This is a genomic window from Massilia sp. NP310 (assembly GCF_019443485.1).
GTDB lineage: Bacteria > Pseudomonadota > Gammaproteobacteria > Burkholderiales > Burkholderiaceae_D > Telluria > Telluria timonae.
Window position 1 is genome coordinate 2,768,021 of sequence record NZ_CP080379.1, and the last position, 25,415, is coordinate 2,793,435.

Below are 25,415 nucleotides of genomic sequence, written 5' to 3' on the forward strand. Positions count from 1 at the left end.
CGCGCCTGAAGGTCAGGCGCTCTCGCGCTCGCGCAGGGTGAAGCCCAGGTCGATGCGCTTGCGTTCGGGCTCCTGGCCCTTGATCACCTGCAGCAGCAGGCCGGCGGCTTCGAAGCCGATCTGGTAGCGCGGCGTGTCGATGGTGGTAAGCGACGGCATCATCCAGGCCGACGCTGGCAGATCGTTGAATCCGCAGACGGCAATCTCCTGCGGGATGCGGATGCCGTGGCGCTGGCAGTGGTAGACGGCGCCGTGGGCCAGGTCGTCGTTGCAGCAGAAGACGGCGTCGCAGTCGGGCATGTTCGCCATCATCTGCCCCATCAATTCGGCGCCGAGCGCGATCGTGGAACGCTCCGGCACCATTAGCTCGAGCCGTGGGTCGGCCAGGCCCGCCTCGACCATGGCGGCCCGATAGCCGTCGGCGCGCCGCAGGGTGCGCTCGTCCAGCTGGGCGCCGATGAAACCGATGCGGCGGTAGCCCTTCCTGACCAGGTGGCGCGTCATCTCCATGCCGGCCTCGAATTGCGAGAAGCCGACCGACAGCGCGCCGGCATCGTCCGACAGGTCCATCATCGACACCGACGGCACCTGCGACGCTTCCAGCATCTTCGTCACGGCCGGGCTATGGGTCTGGCTCGAGAACAGGATGCCGTCCGGGCTCGATTGCAGATAGGTGCGCAGCAGCTTTTCTTCCTCTGCCTGCGAATAATAGGTATTGCCGATCAGGAGCTGGTACTGGCCCGGTGCGACGGCATCGTGGATGCCTTCGAGGACGGCGGTGAACACGGCGTTGGAAAACGACGGCACCAGCACCACGATCACATGCGATTGCGACGAGGCCAGCGCGCGCGCGGCGCGGTTGGGCACGTAGCCGAGTTCCGCCACCGCCCGCTCGACCTTGACGCGAGTGACCTCGGAAACCATCTGCGGCTGGCTCAGCGCGCGCGAGGCGGTCATGATCGACACGCCGGCCATGCCCGCCACCTGCTCGAGCGTCGCCCGTCCCGTTCCCCTGCCCCTGCTGCGGCTCGTCTTATCCATTGTCATCCTGTCGTGGCGTTCTTCATCCCTGGTTCCATTCTATCAACAACGGACTGGCCTTTCGTGGCTGCCTTGGCCAGCGCAAAAAACGACCGAAAAGTCATATATTGGATTTACTGATTTTATTGTTGTTTTTTTGCTGAATTATACCCCTCCCCCGCAGACGACCTCCTCGGCGATGGCTATACTTTTCCTGCTATGTTGCCCTAGTGAAAGAATCGTATGCGCCTGAATACCCCGATCACCAATATCGAATACCAGCTCGCCGACGGCAAGACCATCGTCTCGACCACGGATTTGCAGGGCAATATCCGTTACGCGAACCCTTATTTCGTGCAGGTGAGCGGCTTTACCGAGGAAGAGCTGATCGGCGCGCCGCAGAATATCCTGCGCCATCCGGACATGCCGGTGGAGGCCTTCGCCGACATGTGGCAGGCGATCCGCGCCGGACGGCCGTGGAGCGGCATGGTCAAGAACCGCTGCAAGAACGGCGATTATTACTGGGTGTACGCCAACGTGACGCCGGTGCTCGAGAACGGCCAGGCGACCGGCTATATGTCGGTGCGCACCAAACCGACCCGCGAGCAGATAGCAGAGGCGACGGCGCTGTACGGCGAATTCAAGGCCGGCAACCCGCGCGGCCTGGTCTTGCGCAACGGCCGCGTCGAACACGGCGGCCTGCGCGGCCGCCTGGCGGCGCTGGGCCGGCTGCCGCTGCGCACGCAAGTCAACGGCGGCATGGGCCTGTTGACGCTGCTGCTGGCGGCGATCACGCTCCAGTGCTGGCGCGACGGCCTGCCGGCATGGGTCTTGTTGTCGCTGGCCGCTTCTCTGGCCATGGTGCTGGGCCTGTGGGCCAGCCTGCGCCGCAACGTGCTGGCGCCGCTGGCCGATGCATCCGGCTTCGCGCGCCGCCTGGCCGGCGGCGACCTCACCTGCCGCCTGGCGCCGCGCCGCGACGACGAGATGGGCCAGCTGGTGGCGGCCCTGCGCCAGTCGGCCGTGAACCTGTTCAGCGTGATCGGCGACGTGCGCGCCAACTTCGACGAGATCCGCCACGCCACCGGCGACATCGCGACCGGCAACCTGGACCTGTCGAGCCGCACCGAGACGCAAGCGTCGAGCTTGCAGGAGACGGCGGCCAGCATGGAGCAGCTCACTCACAACGTGGCGCAGAGCGCCGACAGCGTGAACGCGGCCAGCGACCTCGCGCGCCGCGCCGCCGCGACGGCCGGCAACGGCCAGCGCACCGTCACCGAGGTAGTGAGCACGATGGAAGCGATCAGCGCCTCGTCGCACAAGGTGCTCGACATCGTCGGCATGATCGACGGCATCGCCTTCCAGACCAATATCCTGGCCCTGAACGCCGCCGTGGAAGCGGCGCGCGCGGGCGAACAGGGCCGCGGCTTTGCGGTGGTGGCGGGCGAGGTGCGCACGCTGGCCCAGCGCAGCGCGGGGGCGGCCAAGGAGATCAAGGCGCTGATCGACGCGTCGATCCTCGACGTCGACAACGGCAACCGCCTGAGCGTGGCGGCCGGCGCGGCGATCCAGGAAGTGGTGGGCGCGGTCGACCAGGTCACCCGCGTGATGGACGAAATCGCGGGCGCGACGCGCGAACAGTCGGGCGGCATCGGCCAGGTGAACCAGGCGGTGACCCAGCTCGACGCGATCACGCAGCAGAACGCTGCGCTGGTGGAAGAAGCGGCCGCCGCGACGGCGACCTTGGCGCGGCAGACCGACGAGGTGTCGCAGGCCTTGCAGGTGTTTCAGTTGCAGGCAAACGCGCCGGGACGCAGCGCCCGCGCGGCCGCCGGCAAACACGCCATGAAATTGGCCGCGGCCTGATCAACAAAAATCCCTGCTGCGCGCATCCAGCCCGCCCAGCAGGTGCGACATATCGACCAGCCGCTTGGCCACCAGGTGGCGCACCTCTCCCTGGCGCTGCCAGATGCCGTACACCCCGAGCAGCGGCGCATTGAGCACCTCGCGCCGCTGCTGTTCGACCAGGGTCGGCCACACGATCACATTGACGTTGCCGGTCTCGTCTTCCAGCGTCATGAACAGCACGCCCTTGGCCGTGCCGGGACGCTGGCGCACCGTGACCAGGCCGCAGGCGCGCGCCAGCTGGCCGTCCTGGAAGTCCATCAGGCTTGAAGCCGGCATGAAGCGCTGCTTGAGCAGGCGCTCACGCAGCAGCGCCAGCGGATGGCGGCCGAGCGTCAATCCCTGCGCGCGGTAGTCGCCGACGATCTCTTCGCCTTCGCTCGGCGCCTGCAATGCCGGCGTCTCTTCGCGCGGCACGGTCGGGCGCAACAGATCCTTGTCGGGCGCCGCGCCCGAGGCCTGCCACAGGGCTTCGCGCCGGTGCCCGGCCAGCGACCGCAGGGCGTTGGACGCGGCCAGCACCTGCAGGTCGCCCCGGTCGAGATGCGCGCGCCGCGCCAGGTCGGCCACGCTGTCGAACGGCCGTATGGCGCGCGCCTGCTCGATGCGCTCGGCCGCCTCCTGCTTCAATCCGCGTTGCAGCGAGAAGCCCAGCCGCACCGCCGGCTGGCGCGAGCGGTCGACGGGGTCGTACTCTTCCAGCGCCGAATCCCAGCCGCTGACGGCGACGTCGACCGGCCGCACCTCGATGCCGTGGCGGCGCGCATCCTGCACCAGTTGCGAGGGACTATAAAAGCCCATCGGCTGGCTGTTGAGCAGCGCGCAGAGAAAAGCGGCCGGCTCGTGGCACTTGAGCCACGAACTCGCATACGCCAGCAGCGCGAAGCTGGCCGCGTGCGATTCGGGAAAGCCATACTCGCCGAAGCCCTGGATCTGGCTGAAGATTGCCTCGGCGAATTCCTGCTTGTAGCCGCGTTCGAGCATGCCGCCCACGATGCGCTCGTAGTATTTTTCGAGGCCGCCCTTGCGCTTCCAGGCCGCCATCGCGCGCCGCAGTTGATCCGCCTCGCCCGGCGTGAAGCCGGCGCCCAGGATCGCCACCTGCATCACCTGCTCCTGGAAGATCGGCACGCCCAGGGTGCGCCCGAGCGCGACCTTCATCTCAGGGCTCGGATATTCGATCGGCTCCAGCCCCTGGCGCCGGCGCAGGTAGGGATGGACCATGCCGCCCTGGATCGGGCCGGGACGCACCACCGCCACCTCGATCACCAGGTCATAGAAGCGGCGCGGCAGCATGCGCGGCAACATGCTCATCTGCGCGCGCGACTCGATCTGGAACACGCCGATGGTGTCGGCCTGGCAGATCATGTCGTAGGTGGCGCTGTCCTCGAGCGGGATGTCCTGCATCTCGAACACGTCGCCATAGCGCTGGCCGACCAGCTCCAGGCCGCGCCGCATCATCGACAGCATGCCCAGCGCCAGCACGTCGACCTTCATCAGGCCCAGTTCTTCGAGGTCGTTCTTGTCCCACTGGATGACGCTGCGATCGACCATCGTCGCGTTCTCGATCGGCACCAGGCGCGAAAGTTTTCCTTTCGCGATCACGAAGCCGCCCGGGTGTTGAGAAAGGTGGCGCGGGAAGTTCAGCAGCGACTGCGCCAGCGTGGCCCACTGGCGCGACAGCGGCGCCTCGGGATCGAGGCCACTTTCGGCCAGGCGGCCCAGCAGATCCGCGCGGCTGTCGAACCAGTGGTGGGTCTTGGCCACCTTCTCGACGATGGCGAGATCGATGCCGAGCGCGCGCCCGCTGTCGCGCAGCGCGCTCTTGGGCCGGTAGCTGATCACCACCGCCGCCAGCGCCGCCCGCTGGCGGCCGTACTTGTTGTAGATGTACTGGATGACTTCTTCGCGCCGCTGGTGTTCGAAGTCGACGTCGATGTCGGGCGGCTCGTTGCGCTCGCGCGAAATGAAACGCTCGAACAGCAGGCTGGCGCGGGCCGGGTCGACCTCGGTGATGCCGAGGCAGTAGCACACCGCCGAATTGGCGGCCGAGCCGCGGCCCTGGCACAGGATGTGCTGCGAGCGCGCGTAGCGCACGATGTCGTACACCGTCAGGAAGTAGTGTTCGTAGCCCATGTCGGCGATCAGTTCGAGCTCGTACTCGATCTGGGCCTGCACCTTGGCCGGCACGCCGTCGCGGAAGCGCCGGTGCGCGCCGATCCAGGTTTCGCTGCGCAGGTAGCTGCTGGCATCGTGGCCTTCGGGAACCACCTCATCCGGGTATTCGTAGCGCAACTCGTCGAGCGAGAAGGTGCACAGGCGCGCGATGCGCACCGTCTCTGCCAGCGCCTCGCGCGAATAGATATTGGCCAGGCGCAGGCGCGCGCGCAGGTGCTGCTCGGCGTTCTGCGCCAGGCCGTAGCCGCAGGCGCCCACCGGTTTGCCAATGCGGGTCGCGCTCAGGGTGTCCTGCAAGGGTTTACGCGAGCGCACGTGCATGCAGACGTGGCCCAGCGCGACGATCGGCAGGCCATGCTGCCAGCCCACCTCTTCCACCGTGGCGCGGTGGGCGTCGTCGAAAGCGCGGTGCAGCTGGGTGAGGCCGAGCCAGGCGCGGCCCGGGAAGGTGGTGGCCATCCATGCGGCCTGGGCGTGCAGGCGGTCGACGTCCTGGGCTTCGTGGCCGGGGTATGGCGGCAGCAGGATCGCCAGGCAGTCGGGCATGTGCTGCAGGTGCGCGTATTCCTGGACGGGATTGGCCAGGTCGTCGGGCGTGAGCAGGTAGGTGCCCTTCTCGCTGCGCGTGCGGCCGATCGTGATCAGTTCGGACAGGTTGCCGTAGCCGTTGCGGTTTTGCGCCAGCAGGATCAGGGAGGGTGCCGGCGTCAGAGCGTCGTCGAGGCTCTTGAGGTGGAAGTGGGCGCCGATGATCAGGGGCAGGCCGGCGTTTTTCGCTTCGGCATGGGCGCGCACGACGCCGGCCAGCGAGCATTCATCGGTGAGCGCCAGCGCGAAGTAACCCAGCTGCACCGCGCGCGCGACCAGCTCCTCGGCGTGCGAGGCCCCTTGCAGGAACGAGAAGTTCGAGAGGCAGAACAACTCGGCGTAGGGGGGCAGCGCCTGGGGGGATGGGGGCTGGGCGGTGGGGGTGGGCTTGGTCACGCTGGTGGGCTGTCAAACAGCCAATACTGTATAAAAACACAGTATAACCGAGCCGACCACGTCGGCGAAAAAACCTACGACTCAGGCTACTCAGGCGTGTGTGGGAAAGGGGCGCGGCATGGGTCCGAGGGACGCCCCTGAAGGATCTTGCACTCCCATCCGCGCACGCAGACTGGACACGCCACCACCGTGCGCACGGCGCATGACCTGCTGGTCGGCGCCAATCATGCGCTCATACGCCAGCATCAATGCCGTACCGCCCATTGAATTGATGTAATCGAGCATATCCATCGTGGTCTCGTAAGCCCAGCCAGAAAAGCTCTCGCCCAGTTCGCCCCCCGCCGCCGCACCGGCACTCGTGACGCCGCCCTGCACTTTCGTCAGGATCGTGACGATGGCCCACGAAATCGCCATCCATCCAGTCGTCGCAAGCGTCATGCGCAGCACCGGCATGAGAATGCCCGCTTCGTGGATCGCCTTGAGCACGCCGAGCAAGGCGCCGGCCGGCATTGCGCGGTTGCAGTCGATGGTTGCGATCAGGATCGCGATCTTGTTCATCACGCCAGGATAGCGCCGCAGAAAGCGGTACAAGGCAGGACCGATCTGCTGCTGGTCGCCAAGCAGCCGACCAAGACCGGCCGCTAGAAAGCAGCCGCCAGTGAGCTTCCACACCACTTTCACCAGCTTCATGTCGACCGGACCATCCATCATCGTCGCGCTGGCGAAGGTTTGCAGATGGCTGCCATTGCCGGCATGCGTAGGGCTCAGCAGCAGATTGAAGCAGGTGGAAAAATTGGGGTCGTAGCTGCCGTCCACCGCGATGGCGCCGCTCGCGGTCACCGCGATGAACGGCGCTACCGCTCCACCGACGACGCCGATATTGATGGCGCCATTGGCCTGGAGCGATGCCATCAACTGGAGTGCCTCCTGCGCGCTGCCGCCTGCACGCAGGAGGCCGTCGCTATTCGCGATCACGTAGCTGCCGTCACGGCATTGCAGGGTGATGGCGGCGGCATCCTGGGCCTCGGGCATGCCGATGGTAAACACCTCGGCCGCATCGCTCGAGGTCTCGAGCGCCGTGATCTGGCCGTCGGCGGCGATCGACCAGTAACCGCCTGCCGCGGTCTGGAGCTTGATCTCGTCGCCGGCGGCGAGCAGCCCGGCCAGCGAGACGTAGTTTCTGTCAGTGGTGAACGCGGGCTCGGGCTGCGTGATCGAGACCGGCGTATCTTCGGGCACGTTAACGCTCGAAACGGCCGCCACGCCCCAGCTATAGACCATCGAGAACGACTTGACGGCGGCCGGCCAGGTGTCGCCGAAGGTCAGGCTGTCGGCCGTGAACGACAGGCTTGCGTTTTCCACCAGCGCGGCGACCTTCTCCGTGACGTCGACCGGTCCGTAGGCGGCGGCGATGATGTTCAGGGCGCGGGGGTCGAGCGACGCCTGCCCGGCGGGAGCGGCCGGGTCGTAGTCGATGTGGAGAATCTGGTTCTCGGTGGTCGCGGCCATTTGCGGCTTGCGGTCGGCGTACTGGTAGACCACGTGCAGGGTCTTGCGCATGGCCGGCCAGCCATCGCCGAATACGCTGCTGGATGCGGCGACCGACAGCCTGCGCCGGCTCACGCTGGCGCGGACGATGTCGGTGACGTCCTTCAGGCCGTAGAAGGCGCTCAGGATGTGCAGCGGGGGACGGTAGCTGAGCGCATAGGGATTGCCCTCGACGACGATGTCGACGAACGGCACCTGGCCGCTGTAGCTGGCCACGATGACGAAGGTGTTGCGCTTCTCCTTGCTGGTTTCGCCGAGGGTGGTGCTGTCGGCGACCAGGGACAAGCTTCCGGTCGAATGGTCGGCCAGGTTGCGCACTGTCGCGCTTACGTCGGCGGAGCCGAAGCTGGCGCCCCACACGGTCAGCGCCGGCTGGGCGGTGCTGTCTTCCGAGGTTGAGGCAGGGGTTCGGATGGCTTGCTCGAACTGCTGTGCGCCGATGTTCAGCGTCTGGCCTTCCGAAGCCGTTGCCACGAACGTCGGGCCGCCGTCATAACGATAAACGACCGTCAGCGTCTTTTCGTGGCCAATCCAGGTGTCGCCGAACGCCCGATTGCTCGCCAAAACACACAGGGTTTCTGGAAAAGACTGACGGTTGACTTGCTTGATGACCTGAGCGGTGACCTGCTTGAGTCCGTAAGCCGCGCCAACGATCTGCAGAACGCCTGTGCTTTGGATAGCCATACTTGAATCTTCTTTCCGGAATGAATAACATGCTTTGCGACAATTGCGATGGCAGGCGCGACGATCTTCGTTGCGTCCCCCCTTGTTGATACGCAATAGTTTGCAAACTCCGTGCCACGTTGAAACATGGTGTGGAAGCAACAGAATCGAGGATTTAGTCGACTAGCTATGCCTGTTGGGTGTAAAACAGCGGGTGTTTTTACATGTCAACGAAGAAGTTGACACGCCGGTTGCCTGAATCGCGAAATTAGGAATGTGTATTCGGCAAGTTTCTTTCCCTGTAGTACTTACGGCGCCTGCGCCGACCAAACGAGCCGCCAAATGACTTCATCGCCTGACCTGCTTGCCAACCCCAGCACCGAGCGATATCGCCTCGGTAGGTTGCTTGGCAATGGCGGCTTCGGTGACGTGCATGAGGCGTGGGACCCGGCGCTGCAGCGCAGCGTTGCCATCAAGCGCCTGAAGCCTGACCTGGTGCGCGACCAGCCGGATAACCTGCTTCAGGAGGCGCGCCTGGCGGCCTCGCTGCGGCATCCTGCTTTCATCCAGATCTATTCGCTCGAAGACGACGGCCATAGCAAGTCGATCGTGATGGAGCTGGTTGGGGGGAAGACGCTGCATCAGCTGCTGGCCACGACCAAGCTGGCGCGGGATCAGATACTCGATATCGTTTGCCAGTTGGCGGATGCGATGGCGCAGGCGCATGCGGCTGGGTTGATTCATGGTGATTTGAAGCCGGCTAATCTGATGATCGAGCCGTCGGGGCAGGTCCGCATCATGGATTTTGGGCTGGCGCGCAAGATCGATCCGCTGGCGACCGAGTCGGGGGATGTGCTGCAGACGCAAGGGACGATTGCTTATCTAGCGCCTGAAATCTTGAATGGCAAGCATCCAAATACGCTCAGCGATATTTATGCTGTCGGTGTGCTGATGTACGAGATGATGCATGGGGAGAGGCCGTTTGCGCATCTGCATGGACTGGCCCTGGCCGCAGCTCAGGTACAGTCATCCTGTTCACAATGGAATTTTGCGGCAGACGCCGATCAAGGTATGGTCGCTTTAGTGCGTGCGATGTGCGCGCCAGACCCAGCTATGCGCATCCCAACAATGGAAGCAGTCAAGCAGGCTGCACAAACATTGCGCCAACCGGGTGCTAAAACGTCAAAATTATCTTCATCACCTACGACGACTAATACACCCGTGTCGCCACATGGTATTTGGCGGAGAGTCGGATTTGGCTTGGTAGCATTTATGCTCGTACTGGGAGGGACATATTTTGCACGCGTGGATAACTCGAGGCCCCAGTGGTTACCTCCAGCATCTAACGCTGCAAAAATGTCGAATGGCATGACAGCATTACGTCACTTCGACCGTGACGGCAGCTTAGATATCGCAATTGCAAATTTTAGTGGTATCTTGGAGAAGCAACCCAATCATGCCGCTGCAGCTGCAGGTATAGCGCTCGCATATGCTTTACGCTATTCGGGTGATCGTGGGGATGCAACTTGGCTAAAACGAGCAGACGCCAGTTCACAAGTAGCTCTCTCACTCGACGATCAGTTGGCACTTGGCTATGCCGCTATGTCTCACGTACGCGGACAGCAAGGTCGTTACGAAGAAAGCCTGCAACTTACTCAGCAAGCACTGCAGCTTGATCCATCCAATTTATTTGCCCTTAACTCCAGAGGTGAGGTGTTGATGCGAATGCAGCGCTACACAGAGGCTGAGCGCAACATTGAAATTGCACATAATGCATATCCAACGGAACGCTTGTTTGTCGATCAGTTAGGGGAGTTGCATGCGCGTAAAGGGGATTACATTAAGGCAGAGCAGGCCTTCCGGGATAGCATTCGATTGGAACCGGACGCAGTTTATGCTTATGCAAATTTGAGCGCAGTGCTGCAGCGACAAGGACGCGAGAAGGAAGCATTACAAGTGCTACAAGAAGGATTACAAGTTCGGCCGAGCGGAGTTCTTTATAACAATCTTGGAAATGCACTGTTCAATCGAGGCGATTACGTCGGCGCAGCAAAAGCATTTGAACATGCTGTCTCCGCCTCGAAAGGCAACAACATCGCATATTTACGATGGGCTAATCTTGCTGACACTTTACGCTGGATTCCAGGACGCGAGCGCGACTCTCAACAGGCCTATCGCAATGCAGCAATTCTAATGAAACCCCTACTCGAACACGCTCCAGACAACGCCACACTAACCTCGCGTATGGGGTTGTATTCCGCCAAGCTAGGTGACAAGGCCGCTGCATTAACTTTGAGTAAACAAGCAGTACTTGCCAAACCTGACAATCCAGATATCCGTTTCCGAGCGGCTGTCGCATACGAAGTAACAGGCAAGCGTGAGGCCGCATTGGCTGAACTAGCCAACGCGCAGCAACTTGGCTATCCGACAACACTGATCAGTACCGAACCTGATTTGTTGGCGCTGCGGAGTGATCCGCGGTTTGATTTACTTCGAATGGAAAGGAAATAATGACACAACCATTAATGACGTTGACCGCACGCTTCGATGTCAACCAAATAGACGACGGGGTCGATTGGGTTTTTGCTGATCTTGACTCGGCCATTGAAGCCCTTCACTCCCCAATTGAGGCACAATGGAATCGCGACATCCAGTTCTCAGCTGGCCAAGAATTCAAGATCGCCATTACAGCAAGCGATAAGGACAAAACTGGATTTGAGTCGTTAGAGGTCGTGGATTGCTGCCTGATTACCCGCCCCCATATCCTGTCCTGCGGACCGAATCAGCGCACCCGCTACGCTCCTCCTTCCCTCTTTGCATCCAGCAGCAGTCAGCAGCTCGGCGCCCTCTATAGAATTGAACCTTCGGCATTCACCGTACACAGTTCGGGGATCGATCCAGCGAAAGGAAAACGGATTACTCTACTATGGGACGGGAACTTGACTGTAGGGCCTTATAACGGCCTGTGGGAATTGTCTTTTTATTTGACAGTTCGCATCAAGCGAAGTGGTGATGAGACTGAACAGCTGCGGGTATTTTACTTCGATCCTGAAACCGAGATTGGTAACGGTACATTCCCTCCAAACTAGTATCGAAAGATTTAAACTCTTTCGCTCAGACCTAACAGGCCAACATGCCGCCTTAATGCTTCCGCCGGCGTCATAAGCCGCGAAGCACACCGCTGGAGATCCCCCTCACAAGCCTCCCAGGCCGCACGAATCTCTTCCTCCGAAATATTGGCAGGAAAACGAATCCGAGGGTGAGCCTCCAGCAATTTGTAAACCGTCGGCCGCGAAATCCCCAGCATCCTGGAAGCAGCCAGAATTTGCCACTGACTCTTTTCCATCGCCTCCACAAGATCGTCGTCGCTCAACTCCGACATCTTGCGCCGCACCGGCCTCGAAACAGCAGACGAAGAAGCCACGGCAGCATCGGGAGGAGCAACTACCTCCGCCACCACAGGCAGCCCCACCGCCTGTTCCAACACCGGCACATTCCCCGCTTGCAAATCCAGCGTCACCCGCCGCATTGCATGCCCCAGCTGCCGCACATTCCCCGGCCAGTCCCCATTGAACACCTGGCTCAGCAACTCGAACGGCAGATTCCACCCATCCCCCGGCGCCTCGGCCTCCAGAAAATGCCGCACCAACACACCAAGATCCTCACGCCGCTCACGTAACGCCGGCACCCGAATCACGAACGCCTCGAGACGCCGCCGCAAGGCCTGATTGAACCCACCCTCTCCCAGATCCTGGTCGGTCGCCGCAACGATCCGCGCATTCGACCTCGCATCCGCGCCCGCCCCAAGCGGCCGATACTCGCCGCTCTCCAGCACGCGGAGCAGCATGGCCTGCACCGACGCCGGCGTATCCCCGACCTCGTCCAGGAACAACGTGCCATCCTCGGCCTCGGCAAACCACCCGCGCCGAGCACTGGTCGCCCCGGTGTACGCCCCTTTGACCGCGCCAAACAATTCGGCCGCCGCCAGCGACTCATTCAAGGTCGCCATATTGATTGCAACAAACCGCCCGCTCCGGCGCCCACTGAGGGCATGAATCGCCTGCGCCGCCACCTCCTTGCCGCTGCCGGTCTCGCCCAGCAACAGCACCGGCATGCTGGTCCCGGCCACCTGCGCAATCGCTTCGCGCATCTTGATCGCCCCGTCGCCAACGCCGATCAGTCCCGGCACGTTCGCCGCGCGCGGCAGGCTGCGCATCAGATGCAGGCACACGAAGATCTGGCTCCCCAGCCCGATCACGATGCCGCGCTCGAGTTCATCCGCCGTGAAGCGGTCGGTCCCGTTCGATGGCCGCCCATTGAGTTCCAGCCCCATCTTGCCGCGCACATGATCGATCTGGATCCCGCTCTCGGCGACGAAGCGGATATGCACCGGCTCGCGCGTGATCGAGCGCTCGCCCAGCGGCGTTCCTTCATGCCCCGCGCAAGGGCGTACGGAAAGCGGCGCGAACAGCGGCGCAAACCGGTTCAGCGCGATCGCGCCGCCCGCGGCTGGCCCCAGCATCTGTTCGCCGATGCGCTCACGCTGCGGGTGCCACAGGATCGTGATGCCGAGCACCGGCGCCGATGCGAAGTCCTCGGCCATCCCATAGCTGGTCAGTGTCGCGTCGGGATCGCTCACGCTTGTCCACTCACGAAGTAGGCGCCGAGGGCATCGAGATATTCCTGAAACATGGGCTAAATGGGCACAATCCGCCTGATGAAAGATATACACAAATTCTAACCGATCGGAACGCCTCGGCGGCCTCTGGAAACCCAGCAAATTGTCGTGATTTGACCAGCCCCTGACAGGCCAATCCAGCTATGATCCATCCAGCTTCGAGCGCCATGCCCGACAGAAGGAAACCCATGCACATCCACACCCTGCGCTGCTTCGGCGCCACCGCCAACACGGGCAACCCCGCCATCGTCATCGAAGGCGATCCGTCACGCCTAGATGCACGCCAGGCCTTCGCGCGCGAGCGCAACACCACCTGCGTCTGGATCGATCCGCCGCAGGACAAGGGCATGGCGGCCATCGTCGACTTCTACTATCCGCACATGCGCAGTCCCCTGTGCCTGCACGCCACGCTGGCCGCCGCTGCGCGGCTGTTCGCCCGCCCAGGCGCCAATCCACCATTAACGGTGAAGACCGCCATGCACGGCCTGCCGCTCGCACTGACCCGCGAAGCAGAACACCTGTTCGTGCGCCTGGCGCCGCAGCCCGCCCCGCAACCGGCACTTTCGCCGGAGCTACCGGCACGCCTGCTCGGCATCCCTACGTCAGCCATCGTCGCAGCGCCGCAAGTCGCCTCGGTCGGCAGCCCGAAACTGCTGGTGCGGGTGCGCGACCCGGCCACCCTGCACGCGCTGGCGCCCGACCTGGAAGCGATCGCGCAGTGGGGCAAGGAACACGGCGTCAACGGCCTGTACGCCTACGCAGGCGACGCCGATGCGCAGGCCTTTGAAGGCCGCAACTTCAACCACCTCGACCCACGGCTCGAAGACAGCGCCACCGGCGTCGCGGCCGGCGCCCTCACCGTCCTGCTCGGCCACGCATTGACCGTGCGCCAGGGCCACGCCACCGGCCACGATTGCCTGATCCGCACGCGGATCGAAGATGGCGCGATACTGGTCGGCGGCCGTGTCGAGATGATTTGACAAGCAGAATTGTCATGCTTTGTCATCACTTGGTCGAATAAGTTTTAGCTATAGCAGCACACCGTTGTGTTATTGCTACATTACGATGGTTACCGAAGAAACAATTGAGTAATATCCGAATTTCCTTCGGAGAAAATTGTGATTAAACTCAAAATAATGTCTGGTTCGGTGCTGTTGGCCTTATATGGTAGCGCCGCCCTGCTTTCCCTCGTCCCCGCTACCGCCCACGCGCAGACCGCGCCAGGCGTCGCCAGCGGCGATGTGATCCCCAGCGTCAGCGTGGTCGGCTCGCGCCGCGTCGGCGCCGCATCGAGCACCGATACCCCGGTGGCGATCGACTTCATTCCGATGACCAAGGCCGCCGAGCAAAGCGGCCAGTTCGACCTGGCCCAGGTGCTGACCAATCTGTCGCCCTCGTTCAACTCGACCCGTCAAACGGGCGCCGACGGCGCCGACCTGATCGACTCGGCCGCCCTGCGTGGGCTGGGTTCGGACCAGACCCTGGTGCTGGTCAACGGCAAGCGCCGCCACACGGTGGCGCTTGTGAACCTGTTCGGCGCGCGCAACCGCGGCAATACCGGCACCGACATGAACGCGATCCCCGTGATGGCGATCCGCGAAGTGCAGGTGCTGCGCGACGGCGCCGCCGCCCAATACGGCTCGGACGCGATCGCCGGCGTGATCAACATCGACCTCAAACGCAGCCTGGGCTGCGAATCGGTGCTCGGCTACGGCCAGTACACCGCCGGCGACGGCGAGAACTGGCTGGCGTCGGCCTATTGCGGCGTGGCGGTGGCCGGCGGCGTGCTGGGCATCACCGGCGAATACTACGATCGCGGCCGCTCCAACCGCTCCGAAGCGGGCAATCCGCGCATCATCGGCGACACCAAGTCCGAGAACCAGACCGTCTACCTGAACGGCGAATTCCCCACTGGCCCCGGCAAGCTGTATTTCACGGCCGGCGCGCAAAAGCGCGACGCCTCCTCGGCCGCCTGGGCGCGCGAAGGCATCGGTTCCGAAGACATCCCGTCGCGTAACTCGGCGGCGATGTACCCGGACGGCTTCGTCCCCTTCATCGACGGCGACGTCGACGACCGCTGGGGCACCGTCGGCTACCGCTGGGCGGTCGGCGAATGGAATGCCGACGTCTCGCAGACCTATGGCTACAACCGCCTGAAGTACGACATCAACAATACCCTCAACGCCTCGATCGCCAACCTGGACCTGATCAACGGCGGCCCGGGCGTCAGCGCCAGCCGCTTCTACGCCGGCGGCTTCTCGTTCCAGCAGTCGACCACCAACCTCGACATCAGCCGCTTCTACGGCGACGTATTGAAGGGCATGAACGTGGCCTTCGGCCTCGAGCACCGCCGCGAGAACTACAAGATCTTCGCCGGCGAGGCCGGCTCGTGGATCGACGCCGACGGCGTGGGCATAGGGGGCAACGCCGGCAGCCAGGGCTTCCCGGGCTTCCAGCCGGGCGACGAGACCGACGCCGACCGCCATAGCAACGCCGCCTACCTCGACATCGAAACCGACGTGACGGACCGCTTCAAGGTGCAGACCGCGCTGCGCCACGAACGCTATTCGGACTTCGGCTCGACCACCACCGGCAAGCTGGCCGGCGCCTACCGCGTGGCGCCGAACGTGCTGCTGCGCGGCTCGGCCAGCACGGGCTTCCGTGCGCCGTCGCTGCAGCAGATGTACTTCTCGTCGACCTTCACCGACTTCGTCGGCGGCCAGCCGCTGGACGTGGTGCTGGCGCCGAACGGCGGCCCGGTCGCCAATGCCGCCGGCATCCCGCAGCTCAAGGACGAGGAATCGAAGAGCTACACGCTGGGCCTGACCTGGTCGCCGACCGGCGCCACCTCGGTGACGGCCGACCTGTACCGCATCGACATCGACGACCGCATCGTGCTGTCGGGCCGCTTCGACGCCGACAACTACCCGGCGCTGGGCGCCACCCTGCAGCAGCTCGGCGTGGGCCAGGCGCAGTTCTTCGTCAACTCGGTCGACACCAAGACGCAAGGCCTGGACCTGACCGTGTCCAACCGCCGCAAGGTGGGCATCGGCAACCTGACCACCTTCCTGGCCGTGAACTTCAGCAAGACCGAAGTGCAGCGCGTGAAGGCGCCGGCGGCGCTGGCAGGCTTCGAAGACGTGCTGCTGTCGGAACGCGAGCGCCTGTTCATCGAGGAAGGCGCGCCGCGCCGCAAGGCCACGCTGGGCCTCGACTGGACCCAAGGCCAGCTCGAAACCTCGCTGCGCGTGATCCACTTCGGTCCGCAGACCCTGGGCACCTTCTCGGGTCCGCCGGTGCCGAACCAGCACTATGAGGCGAAGACCTCGGCCGACCTGTCGTTCACCTGGGCCTTCACCGAGAAGACCCGCCTGACCGTGGGCGGCACCAATATCTTCGACGTCAAGCCGACCCGCCAGGATCCGAACGAGACCGACAACGGCTTCAAGTACGAGAGCGTGCAGTTCGGCCTGAACGGCGCATCGATGTTCGCGCGCCTGGCGCACAAGTTCTGATCGCCCCCTGATCGGACAGCAACGGCCCGCGATCATCGCGGGCCGTTTTCATTTGGAACGGTCCACCGCTCGGCCGGCGGGCGAGATATCATGCTTTTCTTTTGATGCTCCAAGAATGACATGCAAAAACTGATCGCCGAACTGATGCGGCTTTACCTTCCCGCCGACGCGCCGCCGGCCGACGTGCTGACCCTGCACGTGCTCGGCCAGCAGAACGTGCCGATCAGCCTGACGAGCGGCGACGGCCTGACGCGCGCCATGATGATCCCTTTTCGCAAGACCAAGGGCCTCGAGGGCGACGCCCACTGGCTGCGGCTGTGCGAGGTCGCCAACACGCTGCAGGACACGCTCGGCCTGCCCGCGCCGGCGGTGAGCATCTCGGGCGGCGACGCTTATTACCTGTGGCTGTCGCTGGCCGAGCCGGTGCCGGCCGACCAGGCCCAGACCTTCCTCGAACGCCTGCGCGACGCGTACTTCCCCGAAATCGAACTGGACACGGACGCCGTGCGCGCACCGATCGCGCTGCCGCCCTGCCTGCATCCGCGCACCGGCAAGTGGGCGGCGTTCATCCATCCGGGCATGGGCGCCTCGTTCGCCGACGAGCCGGGGCTGGACCTGGCGCCGCCGCCGCTGGGCCAGGCCGCCTTCCTCGAAGGGCTGGAAAGCATCGGCAAGGAACAGTTCGAGCAGGTCTTCCAGGCGCTCGAACCGGCGCCGCAACCCGCGCCCGCGAACGTGCCGCTGGTTGCCGCGCCGGCGCCTGCGGTCGCGCCGCACGCGCCAGTTCCAGGCCTGCTGCTCAAGGATGCGACGCTGGAAGACATCGTCCGTCACCTGCATGCGCTGCATATCGAACCGACGTTCCGCCACCTGATTCCACCGCCACGCCGCGACTGACGGCGCGTCCCAAGCGGGACGCCGCCCGATCGGCCGTCATGCGACACTGGCCATCCTTGAATCCTGCATGTGAAGGAGAGCCTCATGACGACAGACCAGCAAAAACCGGAACAGCCGCCGACCGTCCAGCCGGCCGATACCGATGGACTGAAGAACAAGAAACCCGAAGAGTTGACGCCGGAAGAACTGCGCCTGATGGCGGATACGATGCCCGGCGAGGGACCGGGAGACTGAAGCAAACAGGCCCGCAGCGCCAAGCTGCGGGCCTGTTTGCTTCTTGTAGCGTTTACTTCGTGACGGTCAGCAGCGAACGCTTGCCGCCCTTGAAGGTGTACAGCGTGATCGTGCCGTCGCGGATATCGCCGCGCTGGTCGAAGGCGATCGGGCCGGTCACGCCCTTGTACTGGATCTTCGCCAGCACCGGCAGATACCTGGCCGGCGCCGCCGAGCCGGCCTTCACCATCGCCTCGGCCATGGCCATCGTCGCGTCGTAGGCATACGGCGCATTGATCTGCACGTCGATGCCGAAGCGCTTCTTGTAGTCGGCGCGGAACTTGTCCATGCCGGCCTTGGCGTCGCCCTGCACGCCACCCGCTTCCGCGCACACTACCTGGCCATCCGCCATGGTGCCGCCCGACAGCTTGTAGATCTCGTCCGAGCAGATGCCGTCGCCGCCCATCATGCGCACGTTCATGCCCAGCTGTTTCATCTGGCGCAGCATCGGGCCGGCGGTCGCGTTCATGCCGCCGAAGAACACCAGGTCCGGCTTGGTGGCGCGGATGCGGGTGACGATGGCGCTGAAGTCGGTCGCCTTGTCGTTGGTGAATTCGCGCGCGACGACGCTGCCGCCGGCTTTTTGCAGGCTGCGCGAGAACTCGGTCGCCAGGCCCTGGCCGTAGGCGGTGCGGTCGTCCACCACCGCCACCCGCTTCGCCTTCATGGTGCCGGTGGCGTAGCGGCCCAGGGCCTGTCCCAGCTGCACGTCGTTGGCGATCACGCGGAAGGCCGTGTTGAAACCCTGCTGGGTGTATTTCGGGCTGGTGCTCGAGTGCGAGATCTGCGGGATGCCCGCAGTGTTGTAGATCTTGGAGGCCGGGATCGTGGTGCCCGAGGTCTGGTGACCGATCACGCCGTTCACCTTGGCGTCGACCAGCTTCTGGGCCACGCTGGTGGCTTGCTTCGGATCGGCCGCGTCGTCCTCGGCCACCAGCTGGAAGGTGACCTTCTTGCCGCCGATGGTCACGCCGCGCGCGTTGAGCGCCTCGATCGCCATGCGCGCGCCGTTCTCGGTGTCCTTGCCAAAATAGGCGACCGGGCCGGTCAATCCCGCCACGTGGGCGATCCGCACCACTTCCTGGCTCGAGGCCACGCCGGCCAGGGTCGACAGCACGGCTGCCATGATTATCTTCTTGTTCATCGATTCCTCATCCATTGCGATGCGGGCCAGGACCATGGTTGGCCCGCGGAACCGATCATTCTACCGCGAGGACGAACTGAACGTGACGACCGCCTTCAATCCACCCAGACGCGTCGATGCGTCCAGCATCAGCGTCGCCCCGTGGCGCTCGGCGATCGCCTTGATGATGGCCAGGCCCAGGCCGCTGCCGGCGGCATCGCTGCCGGCCACGCGGTAGAAGCGGTCGAACACGCGCTCGCGCTCATCCGGCGGAATGCCCGGCCCGCTGTCCTCGACCTGCACCACGATCTTTTGCCCATCGTGCTGGACCGAGATGTCGACCGTGCCGTCGCCCGGCGTGTACTTGACCGCATTGTCCACCAGGTTGCGCAGCAGGATCTGCAGCGCGTCGGGCTGGCCAAGGACGGTGGCCGGATCGGCCTGCTGCACGCCCAGGTCGACGCCCTTGGCGGCGGCCACGCCGGCCAGGTCGGCCACGGTGCGGCGCGCCAGGTCGGCCAGGTCGACCGGGCGCGCGACCGCGCCCTCGGCCGCCGTCGCCTCTTGCCGCGCCAGCACCAGCAGCTGCTCGACCAGGCGCGTGGCGCGGTCGATGCCGGCGGTCAGGCGCGCCACCGCGACGCGGCGCGCTTCCGGGTTGTCGGCGCGGTCCAGGCTCTGCGCCTGCAGGCGCAGGGCGGCCAGCGGCGTGCGCAGCTCGTGCGCGGCGTCGGCCACGAAATGCTGCTGGGCCTCGAAGGCGGTTTTTACGCGGCCGAACAGCAGGTTCAGCTCTTGCACCAGCGGGCGCACCTCGTCGGGCAAGCCGTTGTCGGACACCGGAGACAGGTCGTCGGCCTGGCGCGCGGCCACCTGCGAGCGCACCCGCGCCACCGGCTGCAGCGAGCCGCTCACGACCCACCACACCACCAGCATCAGGATCGGCATCATCACCGCGATCGGGCCCAGGGTGCGCAGGGCCAGATTGCCGGCCATGTTGCGGCGCACGGCCAGGTCTTGCGCGACCTGCACGGTCTGGTTCGAGGTCTGGATCGAGAACACGCGGTAGGTGGTGCCGTTGGCGCGCACATTCGAAAAGCCCAGCACCGCGCGCTGCGGCAGGCGCGCGCGCGAGACGCTGTGGAACATCTGCACGCCGTCGGGAGACCACATCTGCACCACCATGTCGTCGTTGCCGCTGGCGCTGCTCTCGGCTTCCATGCGCGCGCGCGCCTCGTCGTTCGACAGCGGCGTGCCGGAGCGCAGCGACAACGCCATCTGCTGCATGTGGTAGTCGAAGATCTGGTCGGCGTCGTGCAGCGCGGTGCGGTAGGCGATCGTCGCCTGCGCCACCGCCGCCAGGGTGATCGCCGCGAGCAGGAACCAGAGCAGGCGCCCGCGCAGCGAGTGCGTCATTTTCATGCCTTGGGCACCATATAGCCGACGCCGCGCACGTTCTGGATCAGGTCACTGCCCAGTTTCTTGCGCAGGCCGTGGATATACACTTCGACCGCGTTGCTGGAGACTTCGTCGCGCCAGCTGTACAGCTTCTCTTCCAGCTGCGCGCGCGACAGCACCGCGCCGGGCCGGGCCACCAGCGCCTCGAGCACCGCCCATTCGCGCGCCGACAGCGACACCTGCGTGCCATCGACCAGCACTTCACGGGTGGCCGGGTTGATGCTGATGTTGCGGTATTCGAAGATCGGCTCGGCGCGGCCGGCGGCGCGGCGCAGCAGCGCGCGGATGCGCGCCAGCAGCTCGTCGAGGTCGTAGGGCTTGAGGACGTAGTCGTCGGCGCCGGCGTCGAGGCCGGCGATGCGCTGCTGGACCGAGTCGCGCGCGGTGGCGACCAGCACCGGGGTGCGGTCCTTGCGCGTGCGCATCGAGCGCAGCACTTCGAGGCCGTCCTTGCGCGGCAGCCCCAGGTCGAGCAGCACCAGGTCGTAGTTCTGGTTCTGCAGCAGGGCCGTGTCGGCCATTTCGCCGTCCTTGACCCAGTCGACGGCGTAGTGCTCGGCCCTGAGCAGGTCGAGCACCACTTCGCCGATCATCGTATCGTCTTCCACCAGCAGTAGCCGCATGTGTTTCCCTAATATGAAGCCCGTGCGGGTCGAGGACGCTTTTTAGCCGATCCGCACCGGAATGAAGATTTTGTCACCACCGCGCTGGATCAGCAAGGCCACCGACTTGCTGGCCTTGGACACCATGTCGCGCACCTGCTCGACCGAATTGACCTGACGGCCGTTGACCGAGATGAGCACGTCGCCCGGCTCGATGCCGGCCATCATGGCGGCGCCGGAGGCGTCCTCGATCACCAGGCCCGACGGGATGCCGCTCTGGCGGCGCTCGACCGGGGCCAACGGCCGCAGGGTCAGGCCCAGCTTGGCGCTGTTGTCGGCCACCTCGGCCAGTTCCTGTTCACGACGCGGCTTGTCGGCGGCATTGCCCAGGGTCGCATCGATACGCACCAGTTTACCTTCGCGCCAGACATCGAGCGCCACCTTGTCGCCTGGCTTGGCCAGGGTCAGCATGGCCGGCAGCTCGATCGACGAGACGATGTTCTTGCCGTTGGCACGGCGGATCACGTCGCCCGACTTCAGGCCGGCGCGTTCGGCCGGGCCGCCGCGTTCGACGCTGAAGACCAGGGCGCCTTCGACCGTCTCGAGCTTGAACGAGTCTGCGAAGGCCTGGCTGACCTCCTGCACGCCCACGCCCAGCTTGGCATGCTGCACCTTGCCGGTGGCGACGATCTGGTCCTTGATGCGCACCGCGAGGTCGATCGGGATCGAGAACGACAGGCCCTGGTAGCCGCCCGTCATGCTGTAGATCTGCGAGTTGATGCCGACGACTTCGCCGCGGGTATTGAACAGCGGACCGCCCGAGTTGCCGGGGTTGACCGCGACGTCGGTCTGGATGAACGGCACGTTGGAATCGCCCTGGATCGAACGGCCGGTGGCACTGACCACGCCGGCGGTGACGGTGCTTTCGAGGCCGAACGGCGAACCGATGGCCAGCACCCACTCGCCCACCAGCAGCGACTGCGATTTGCCGATCGGCGCCACGGGCAGGCCCTTGGCATCGATTTTCAGCACGGCCACGTCGGTGCGCGGGTCGGAGCCCAGGACCTTGGCGCGGAATTCGCGGCGGTCCTGCAGCTTGACGGTCACTTCGTCGGCGCCTTGCACGACGTGGGCGTTGGTGAGGATGACGCCGTCCGGGCTTACGATGAAGCCCGATCCGGCGCCGAAAACGGGAGTCCCACGATCGCCGCCGCGTTCACCGCGTGGATCCTGGAACTGTCGGAAAAATTCATAGAACGGATGGCTCGGGTCGAGGTTCGGCAAGCCGCCGCGGTTGGCGGTCTTGGTGCCGCCGACGACGCGGATATTGACCACCGCCTTGCCCTGCTGGGCGGCGATGCGGGTGAAATCGGGGAGCGCGACGGTCGACGCTGGAGCGCCTGCGGCCGCGGCCGGCGCGGGTGCAGGGGCCGGCGCAGCTGCAACGGCAGGCGCGCTTTCGGCCGCGGCACTGGCGACGGCATTATTGTGATTGACAGCGATGGCACCGACCGCGCCACCGATGACGCCCGCGGCACCCAGGGCCAGCATGAGGCGTTTGGCAGTGATGGCAGTAACGGCACTTGGGTTCGACATGGTGTGTGCTCCTGGTGAAAATGTGTTGAATCGATGTTGAGCATCGATGGACGTATCTTCGCGCAACCGCCTTAGATCATGCTTAAGTTGACAAGGCGTGGGGCTTAGGCGCGCCTTAAGATGAGCGGACGCGGGCGGCCCGGACGTACGAAGGGCGCCCCGACTGCGAGCGCCCTTCTTTCAAACGACTACCGGGCCGTTACCGTTGCTGGCATTGCCAAGCCTTAGGCGGCTTCGCGCTGTTCCAGGGTCTTGACGTTGTCGCCGCTGATGACGCCGGCGGCGTCGCCGATGGCGATCTTGCGCGGCTTCAGGGCTTCCGGCACTTCGCGCACCAGTTCGATGGTGAGCATGCCGTTGTCGAACGACGCGGTGGTGACCTTCACGTGGTTGGCCAGCTGGAAGCGCTGCTCGAAATCGCGCGCGGCGATACCGCGGTGCAGGAAGGTGCGCTGGACGTCATCCTTCTGCTTGCGGCCGGTGACGTGCAGGCTGTCACGCTCGGTGACGATCTCGATCTCGTCGCGGCTGAAGCCGGCGAGCGCCATCACGATACGGTATTGGTCTTCGCTCACCAGTTCGATGTTGTACGGCGGGTAGCTCGGCTGCGCTTCGGCGCGTTGCTCGAGCAGGCTGGCCAGGCGATCGAAACCGATGGCGGAACGGTACAGGGGAGTCAGGTCGAAAGTACGCATGATGTCATATCCTTTTGAAAGTTAAGCGATAAGGGACGGAACCTCTGTTGAGCATTCCGTTGGGACCAATCTAATGTCACGCCAAACGATTTTCAAGTGATACGAAATACGGATTTTTAAGCATTTTTGCAAATTTTATTTGCATGATGTATCAACGGAAATTTGTATCAGGATCGGGTGCTACACTCGCCGGCTTCCTCTCAGCTTTTCCCGCTCCACGATGACTGCCTTCCCCTTCCTCGCCCGCGCCGCCCGTCAGGCAGGCGCCCTCGCTTTCGCGCTCGCGCTTGCCCTGCCCGCTTCCGCCCAGGTCCCTGCCGTTGGCAACGCCCCGTATCCGGGCACGATCGCGCTGCACGTCGACGCCAGCAACCTGTCGCAGCAGATCTTCAGCATGCGGCTGTCGATGCCGGCGCAAGCGGGTCCGATGACCCTGCTCTATCCCCAGTGGGCGCCGGGCAACCACGGCCCCAATATTCCGCTGACCCAGCTGGCCGGCCTGAAGTTCAGCGCGGGCGGCAAGCCGCTCGAGTGGACGCGCGACCCGGTGCAGGTCCACGCCTTTCATGTGACGGTGCCGGAAGGCGCCACCGAACTGGTGGCCGAATACCAGTTCCTGTCGCCGCTGGACACCAGCCAGGGCCGCATCACGATGACCGACGACATCCTCGGCGTGCAGTGGCAATCGGTGGCGCTGTACCCGGCCGGCTACCACGCGCGCCGCATCACGGTGCAGCCGACGCTCACCCTGCCCGCCGGCTGGCAGTTCGCCAGCTCGCTGGCGGTGGAAAGCCGCACCGGCGACGAGGTGCGCTTCAAGCCGCACGACCTCGACACCCTGGTCGATTCGCCGCTGTTCGCCGGCCGCTATTTCAAGCGCATCGACCTGGCGCCGGGCGCCAGGAATCCGGTGATGCTGAACGTGGTGGCCGACAATCCCGAGAACCTGGAAGCGAAGCCCGAGCAGGTCGCGCTGCACCGCGCGATGGTCGACCAGGCCATCAAGCTGTTCGGCTCGCGCCACTACAAGCAGTACGACTTCCTGTTCGCGATCTCGGACGAATTCGGCGGCATCGGCCGCGAGCACCAGCAGTCGAGCGAGAACGGCGTGCGGCTCGGCTACTTCACCGACTGGGGCCGCAACGAAGCCGGCCGCGAACTGCTGCCGCATGAATTCGTGCACTCGTGGAACGGCAAGTTCCGCCGTCCCGCGGGCCAGGACGTGGCCAACTTCAACACCCCGCTGCAGAACGAGCTGCTGTGGGTGTACGAGGGCCAGACCCAGTTCTGGGGCAAGGTGCTGGCGGCGCGTTCCGGCCTGGTGTCGCAGAACCATGCGCGCGAAGCGCTGGCAATCGACGCGGCGCGCTACGACAACACGCAGGGCCGCGACTGGCGCGCGGTGCAGGACACGGTCAACGATCCGATCATCAACGGGCGCAAGCCGATCGGCTGGGGCAACTGGCAGCGCAGCGAGGATTACTACACCGAGGGCATGCTGATCTGGCTCGACGTCGACACCAGGATCCGCGAACTCTCGGGCGACAAGCGCAGCCTGGAAGACTTCGCGCGCGCCTTCTTCGGCGTCGAGGACGGCAGCATCGAGACGGTGTACTACACCTTCGACGACGTGGTGGCCGCCCTGGGCAAGGTGCAGAAGTTCGACTGGGCGCCGTTCCTGCGCGCGCGCCTGGACGGCCATGGCCCGGGCGCGCCGCTCGACGGCCTGGCCCGCGCCGGCTGGAAGCTGGTGTACGGCGACACCCCGAGCAATGCCGTGCGCGCTGTCGAAGAACGCAGCCGCAGCGCCGACTTCACCTATTCGCTCGGCTTCTCGGTGCGCAGCAATGGCGACGTCACCGGCGTGGTGTGGGACGGCGTGGGCTTCCGCGCCGGCCTGGCGGCCAACACCACCATCGTGGCCGTCAACAACCGCGTGTACAAGGGCGACGTGCTGAAGGCGGCGGTGCGCGCCAACAAGGACGGCAAGGCGCCGATCGCGCTCCTGGTACGCAAGGGAGACAACCTGCGCACCATCACGCTCGACTATCGCGACGGCCTGCGCTATCCGAAGCTGGAGCGCATTCCAGGCACGAAGGATCGCCTGGACGCCTTGTTCAAGGCCGTCAAATAATCTTGACCTGTCTTTGCCGCTGCGGCTAAGATGGACTCATGACTTTCATCGTGACCTCCCCTGCCAGCTATTACGCCTACCGCACCTCGCGGCGGTAGGGGCTGTCACGCAACCCGGTCCGCCTCAGGCGGACCACGCATGGGCAA

Annotated in this window: 17 protein-coding genes; 8 read left to right on the forward strand and 9 right to left on the reverse strand. The window is 64.6% G+C overall.

What is annotated here, in order from left to right; translation table 11 throughout:
• Window positions 1-12: 12 nt before the first annotated feature.
• Complete coding sequence (locus KY496_RS12265) at window positions 13-1,041, reverse strand: LacI family DNA-binding transcriptional regulator (RefSeq protein ID WP_219864917.1); 1,029 nt, start codon at window positions 1,039-1,041, stop codon at window positions 13-15.
• A 222-nt stretch (window positions 1,042-1,263) separates the two neighbouring features.
• On the opposite strand from KY496_RS12265, the gene KY496_RS12270 reads away from it, so the two are divergent.
• A complete protein-coding gene (locus tag KY496_RS12270; RefSeq protein ID WP_219864918.1) occupies window positions 1,264-2,886 on the forward strand; it encodes a PAS domain-containing methyl-accepting chemotaxis protein in 1,623 nt (540 codons plus the stop codon).
• Here KY496_RS12270 and KY496_RS12275 read toward each other — a convergent pair whose 3' ends face one another.
• On the reverse strand, window positions 2,887-6,087 hold the full coding sequence (locus KY496_RS12275) for an error-prone DNA polymerase (RefSeq protein ID WP_219864919.1): 3,201 nt from the start codon (window positions 6,085-6,087) through the stop codon (window positions 2,887-2,889).
• 90 nt (window positions 6,088-6,177) lie between these two features.
• On the reverse strand, window positions 6,178-8,319 hold the full coding sequence (locus tag KY496_RS12280) for a hypothetical protein (protein ID WP_219864920.1): 2,142 nt from the start codon (window positions 8,317-8,319) through the stop codon (window positions 6,178-6,180).
• 321 nt (window positions 8,320-8,640) lie between these two features.
• On the opposite strand from KY496_RS12280, the gene KY496_RS12285 reads away from it, so the two are divergent.
• Window positions 8,641-10,809, forward strand: a complete 2,169-nt coding sequence (locus KY496_RS12285) for a serine/threonine-protein kinase (RefSeq protein WP_219864921.1) — start codon at window positions 8,641-8,643, stop codon at window positions 10,807-10,809.
• Window positions 10,809-11,387 (forward strand): hypothetical protein, encoded by a 579-nt coding sequence (locus tag KY496_RS12290; protein ID WP_219864922.1) that lies wholly within the window; start codon window positions 10,809-10,811, stop codon window positions 11,385-11,387. The genes KY496_RS12285 and KY496_RS12290 overlap by 1 nt, the downstream gene beginning before the upstream one ends.
• An 11-nt stretch (window positions 11,388-11,398) precedes the next feature.
• Here the strand turns inward: KY496_RS12290 and KY496_RS12295 are convergent, their stop codons facing one another.
• On the reverse strand, window positions 11,399-12,937 hold the full coding sequence (locus tag KY496_RS12295; RefSeq protein WP_219864923.1) for a sigma-54 dependent transcriptional regulator: 1,539 nt from the start codon (window positions 12,935-12,937) through the stop codon (window positions 11,399-11,401).
• Window positions 12,938-13,164: 227 nt separating this feature from the next.
• Here KY496_RS12295 and KY496_RS12300 point away from each other — a divergent pair, with 227 nt between their 5' ends.
• The 4 genes from KY496_RS12300 (at window position 13,165) to KY496_RS12315 (ending at window position 17,622) form a co-directional block, all read left to right on the forward strand.
• Window positions 13,165-13,956 carry a PhzF family phenazine biosynthesis protein gene (locus tag KY496_RS12300; RefSeq protein WP_219864924.1) on the forward strand — a complete coding sequence of 264 codons (792 nt, stop codon included), beginning with the start codon at window positions 13,165-13,167 and terminating at the stop codon, window positions 13,954-13,956.
• Between the two features lie 156 nt (window positions 13,957-14,112).
• Entirely contained in the window at window positions 14,113-16,491 is a 2,379-nt protein-coding gene (locus tag KY496_RS12305) for a TonB-dependent siderophore receptor (RefSeq protein ID WP_229520537.1), read from the forward strand.
• Between the two features lie 120 nt (window positions 16,492-16,611).
• Window positions 16,612-17,388, forward strand: coding sequence for a hypothetical protein (locus tag KY496_RS12310; RefSeq protein ID WP_219864926.1), 777 nt, complete (start codon window positions 16,612-16,614; stop codon window positions 17,386-17,388).
• Window positions 17,389-17,472: 84 nt separating this feature from the next.
• Window positions 17,473-17,622 carry a hypothetical protein gene (locus KY496_RS12315; protein ID WP_005662852.1) on the forward strand — a complete coding sequence of 50 codons (150 nt, stop codon included), beginning with the start codon at window positions 17,473-17,475 and terminating at the stop codon, window positions 17,620-17,622.
• 52 nt (window positions 17,623-17,674) lie between these two features.
• Here KY496_RS12315 and KY496_RS12320 read toward each other — a convergent pair whose 3' ends face one another.
• The 5 genes from KY496_RS12320 to KY496_RS12340 all read right to left on the reverse strand — a co-directional run bounded on the left by KY496_RS12320 (window position 17,675) and on the right by KY496_RS12340 (window position 23,135).
• Window positions 17,675-18,805 (reverse strand): branched-chain amino acid ABC transporter substrate-binding protein, encoded by a 1,131-nt coding sequence (locus KY496_RS12320; RefSeq protein ID WP_229520504.1) that lies wholly within the window; start codon window positions 18,803-18,805, stop codon window positions 17,675-17,677.
• A gap of 60 nt (window positions 18,806-18,865) precedes the next feature.
• Window positions 18,866-20,206, reverse strand: coding sequence for an ATP-binding protein (locus KY496_RS12325; protein WP_184239206.1), 1,341 nt, complete (start codon window positions 20,204-20,206; stop codon window positions 18,866-18,868).
• Window positions 20,203-20,865, reverse strand: coding sequence for a response regulator transcription factor (locus KY496_RS12330; protein WP_005662855.1), 663 nt, complete (start codon window positions 20,863-20,865; stop codon window positions 20,203-20,205). Before KY496_RS12330 ends, KY496_RS12325 begins: the two co-directional genes overlap by 4 nt.
• A 42-nt stretch (window positions 20,866-20,907) precedes the next feature.
• Entirely contained in the window at window positions 20,908-22,440 is a 1,533-nt protein-coding gene (locus tag KY496_RS12335) for a Do family serine endopeptidase (protein ID WP_184239204.1), read from the reverse strand.
• 224 nt (window positions 22,441-22,664) lie between these two features.
• Window positions 22,665-23,135, reverse strand: coding sequence for an Hsp20 family protein (locus tag KY496_RS12340; protein WP_005662858.1), 471 nt, complete (start codon window positions 23,133-23,135; stop codon window positions 22,665-22,667).
• Window positions 23,136-23,355: 220 nt separating this feature from the next.
• Between KY496_RS12340 and KY496_RS12345 the strand changes: the two genes are divergently transcribed.
• Window positions 23,356-25,269, forward strand: coding sequence for a M61 family metallopeptidase (locus KY496_RS12345; protein WP_219864927.1), 1,914 nt, complete (start codon window positions 23,356-23,358; stop codon window positions 25,267-25,269).
• Window positions 25,270-25,415 lie beyond the last annotated feature (146 nt).

Bases quoted from the DNA above. Each gene is read 5' to 3' on its own strand.
- KY496_RS12285 (WP_219864921.1), top strand. From the start codon at position 8,641: ATGACTTCATCGCCTGACCTGCTTGCCAACCCCAGCACCGAGCGATAT.
- KY496_RS12290 (WP_219864922.1), top strand. From the start codon at position 10,809: ATGACACAACCATTAATGACGTTGACCGCACGCTTCGATGTCAACCAA.
- KY496_RS12265 (WP_219864917.1), bottom strand. From the start codon at position 1,041: ATGGATAAGACGAGCCGCAGCAGGGGCAGGGGAACGGGACGGGCGACG.
- KY496_RS12320 (WP_229520504.1), bottom strand. From the start codon at position 18,805: ATGAACAAGAAGATAATCATGGCAGCCGTGCTGTCGACCCTGGCCGGC.
- KY496_RS12270 (WP_219864918.1), top strand. From the start codon at position 1,264: ATGCGCCTGAATACCCCGATCACCAATATCGAATACCAGCTCGCCGAC.
- KY496_RS12315 (WP_005662852.1), top strand. From the start codon at position 17,473: ATGACGACAGACCAGCAAAAACCGGAACAGCCGCCGACCGTCCAGCCG.
- KY496_RS12330 (WP_005662855.1), bottom strand. From the start codon at position 20,865: ATGCGGCTACTGCTGGTGGAAGACGATACGATGATCGGCGAAGTGGTG.
- KY496_RS12300 (WP_219864924.1), top strand. From the start codon at position 13,165: ATGCACATCCACACCCTGCGCTGCTTCGGCGCCACCGCCAACACGGGC.
- KY496_RS12340 (WP_005662858.1), bottom strand. From the start codon at position 23,135: ATGCGTACTTTCGACCTGACTCCCCTGTACCGTTCCGCCATCGGTTTC.
- KY496_RS12335 (WP_184239204.1), bottom strand. From the start codon at position 22,440: ATGTCGAACCCAAGTGCCGTTACTGCCATCACTGCCAAACGCCTCATG.
- KY496_RS12325 (WP_184239206.1), bottom strand. From the start codon at position 20,206: ATGAAAATGACGCACTCGCTGCGCGGGCGCCTGCTCTGGTTCCTGCTC.
- KY496_RS12310 (WP_219864926.1), top strand. From the start codon at position 16,612: ATGCAAAAACTGATCGCCGAACTGATGCGGCTTTACCTTCCCGCCGAC.
- KY496_RS12280 (WP_219864920.1), bottom strand. From the start codon at position 8,319: ATGGCTATCCAAAGCACAGGCGTTCTGCAGATCGTTGGCGCGGCTTAC.
- KY496_RS12305 (WP_229520537.1), top strand. From the start codon at position 14,113: ATGTCTGGTTCGGTGCTGTTGGCCTTATATGGTAGCGCCGCCCTGCTT.
- KY496_RS12345 (WP_219864927.1), top strand. From the start codon at position 23,356: ATGACTGCCTTCCCCTTCCTCGCCCGCGCCGCCCGTCAGGCAGGCGCC.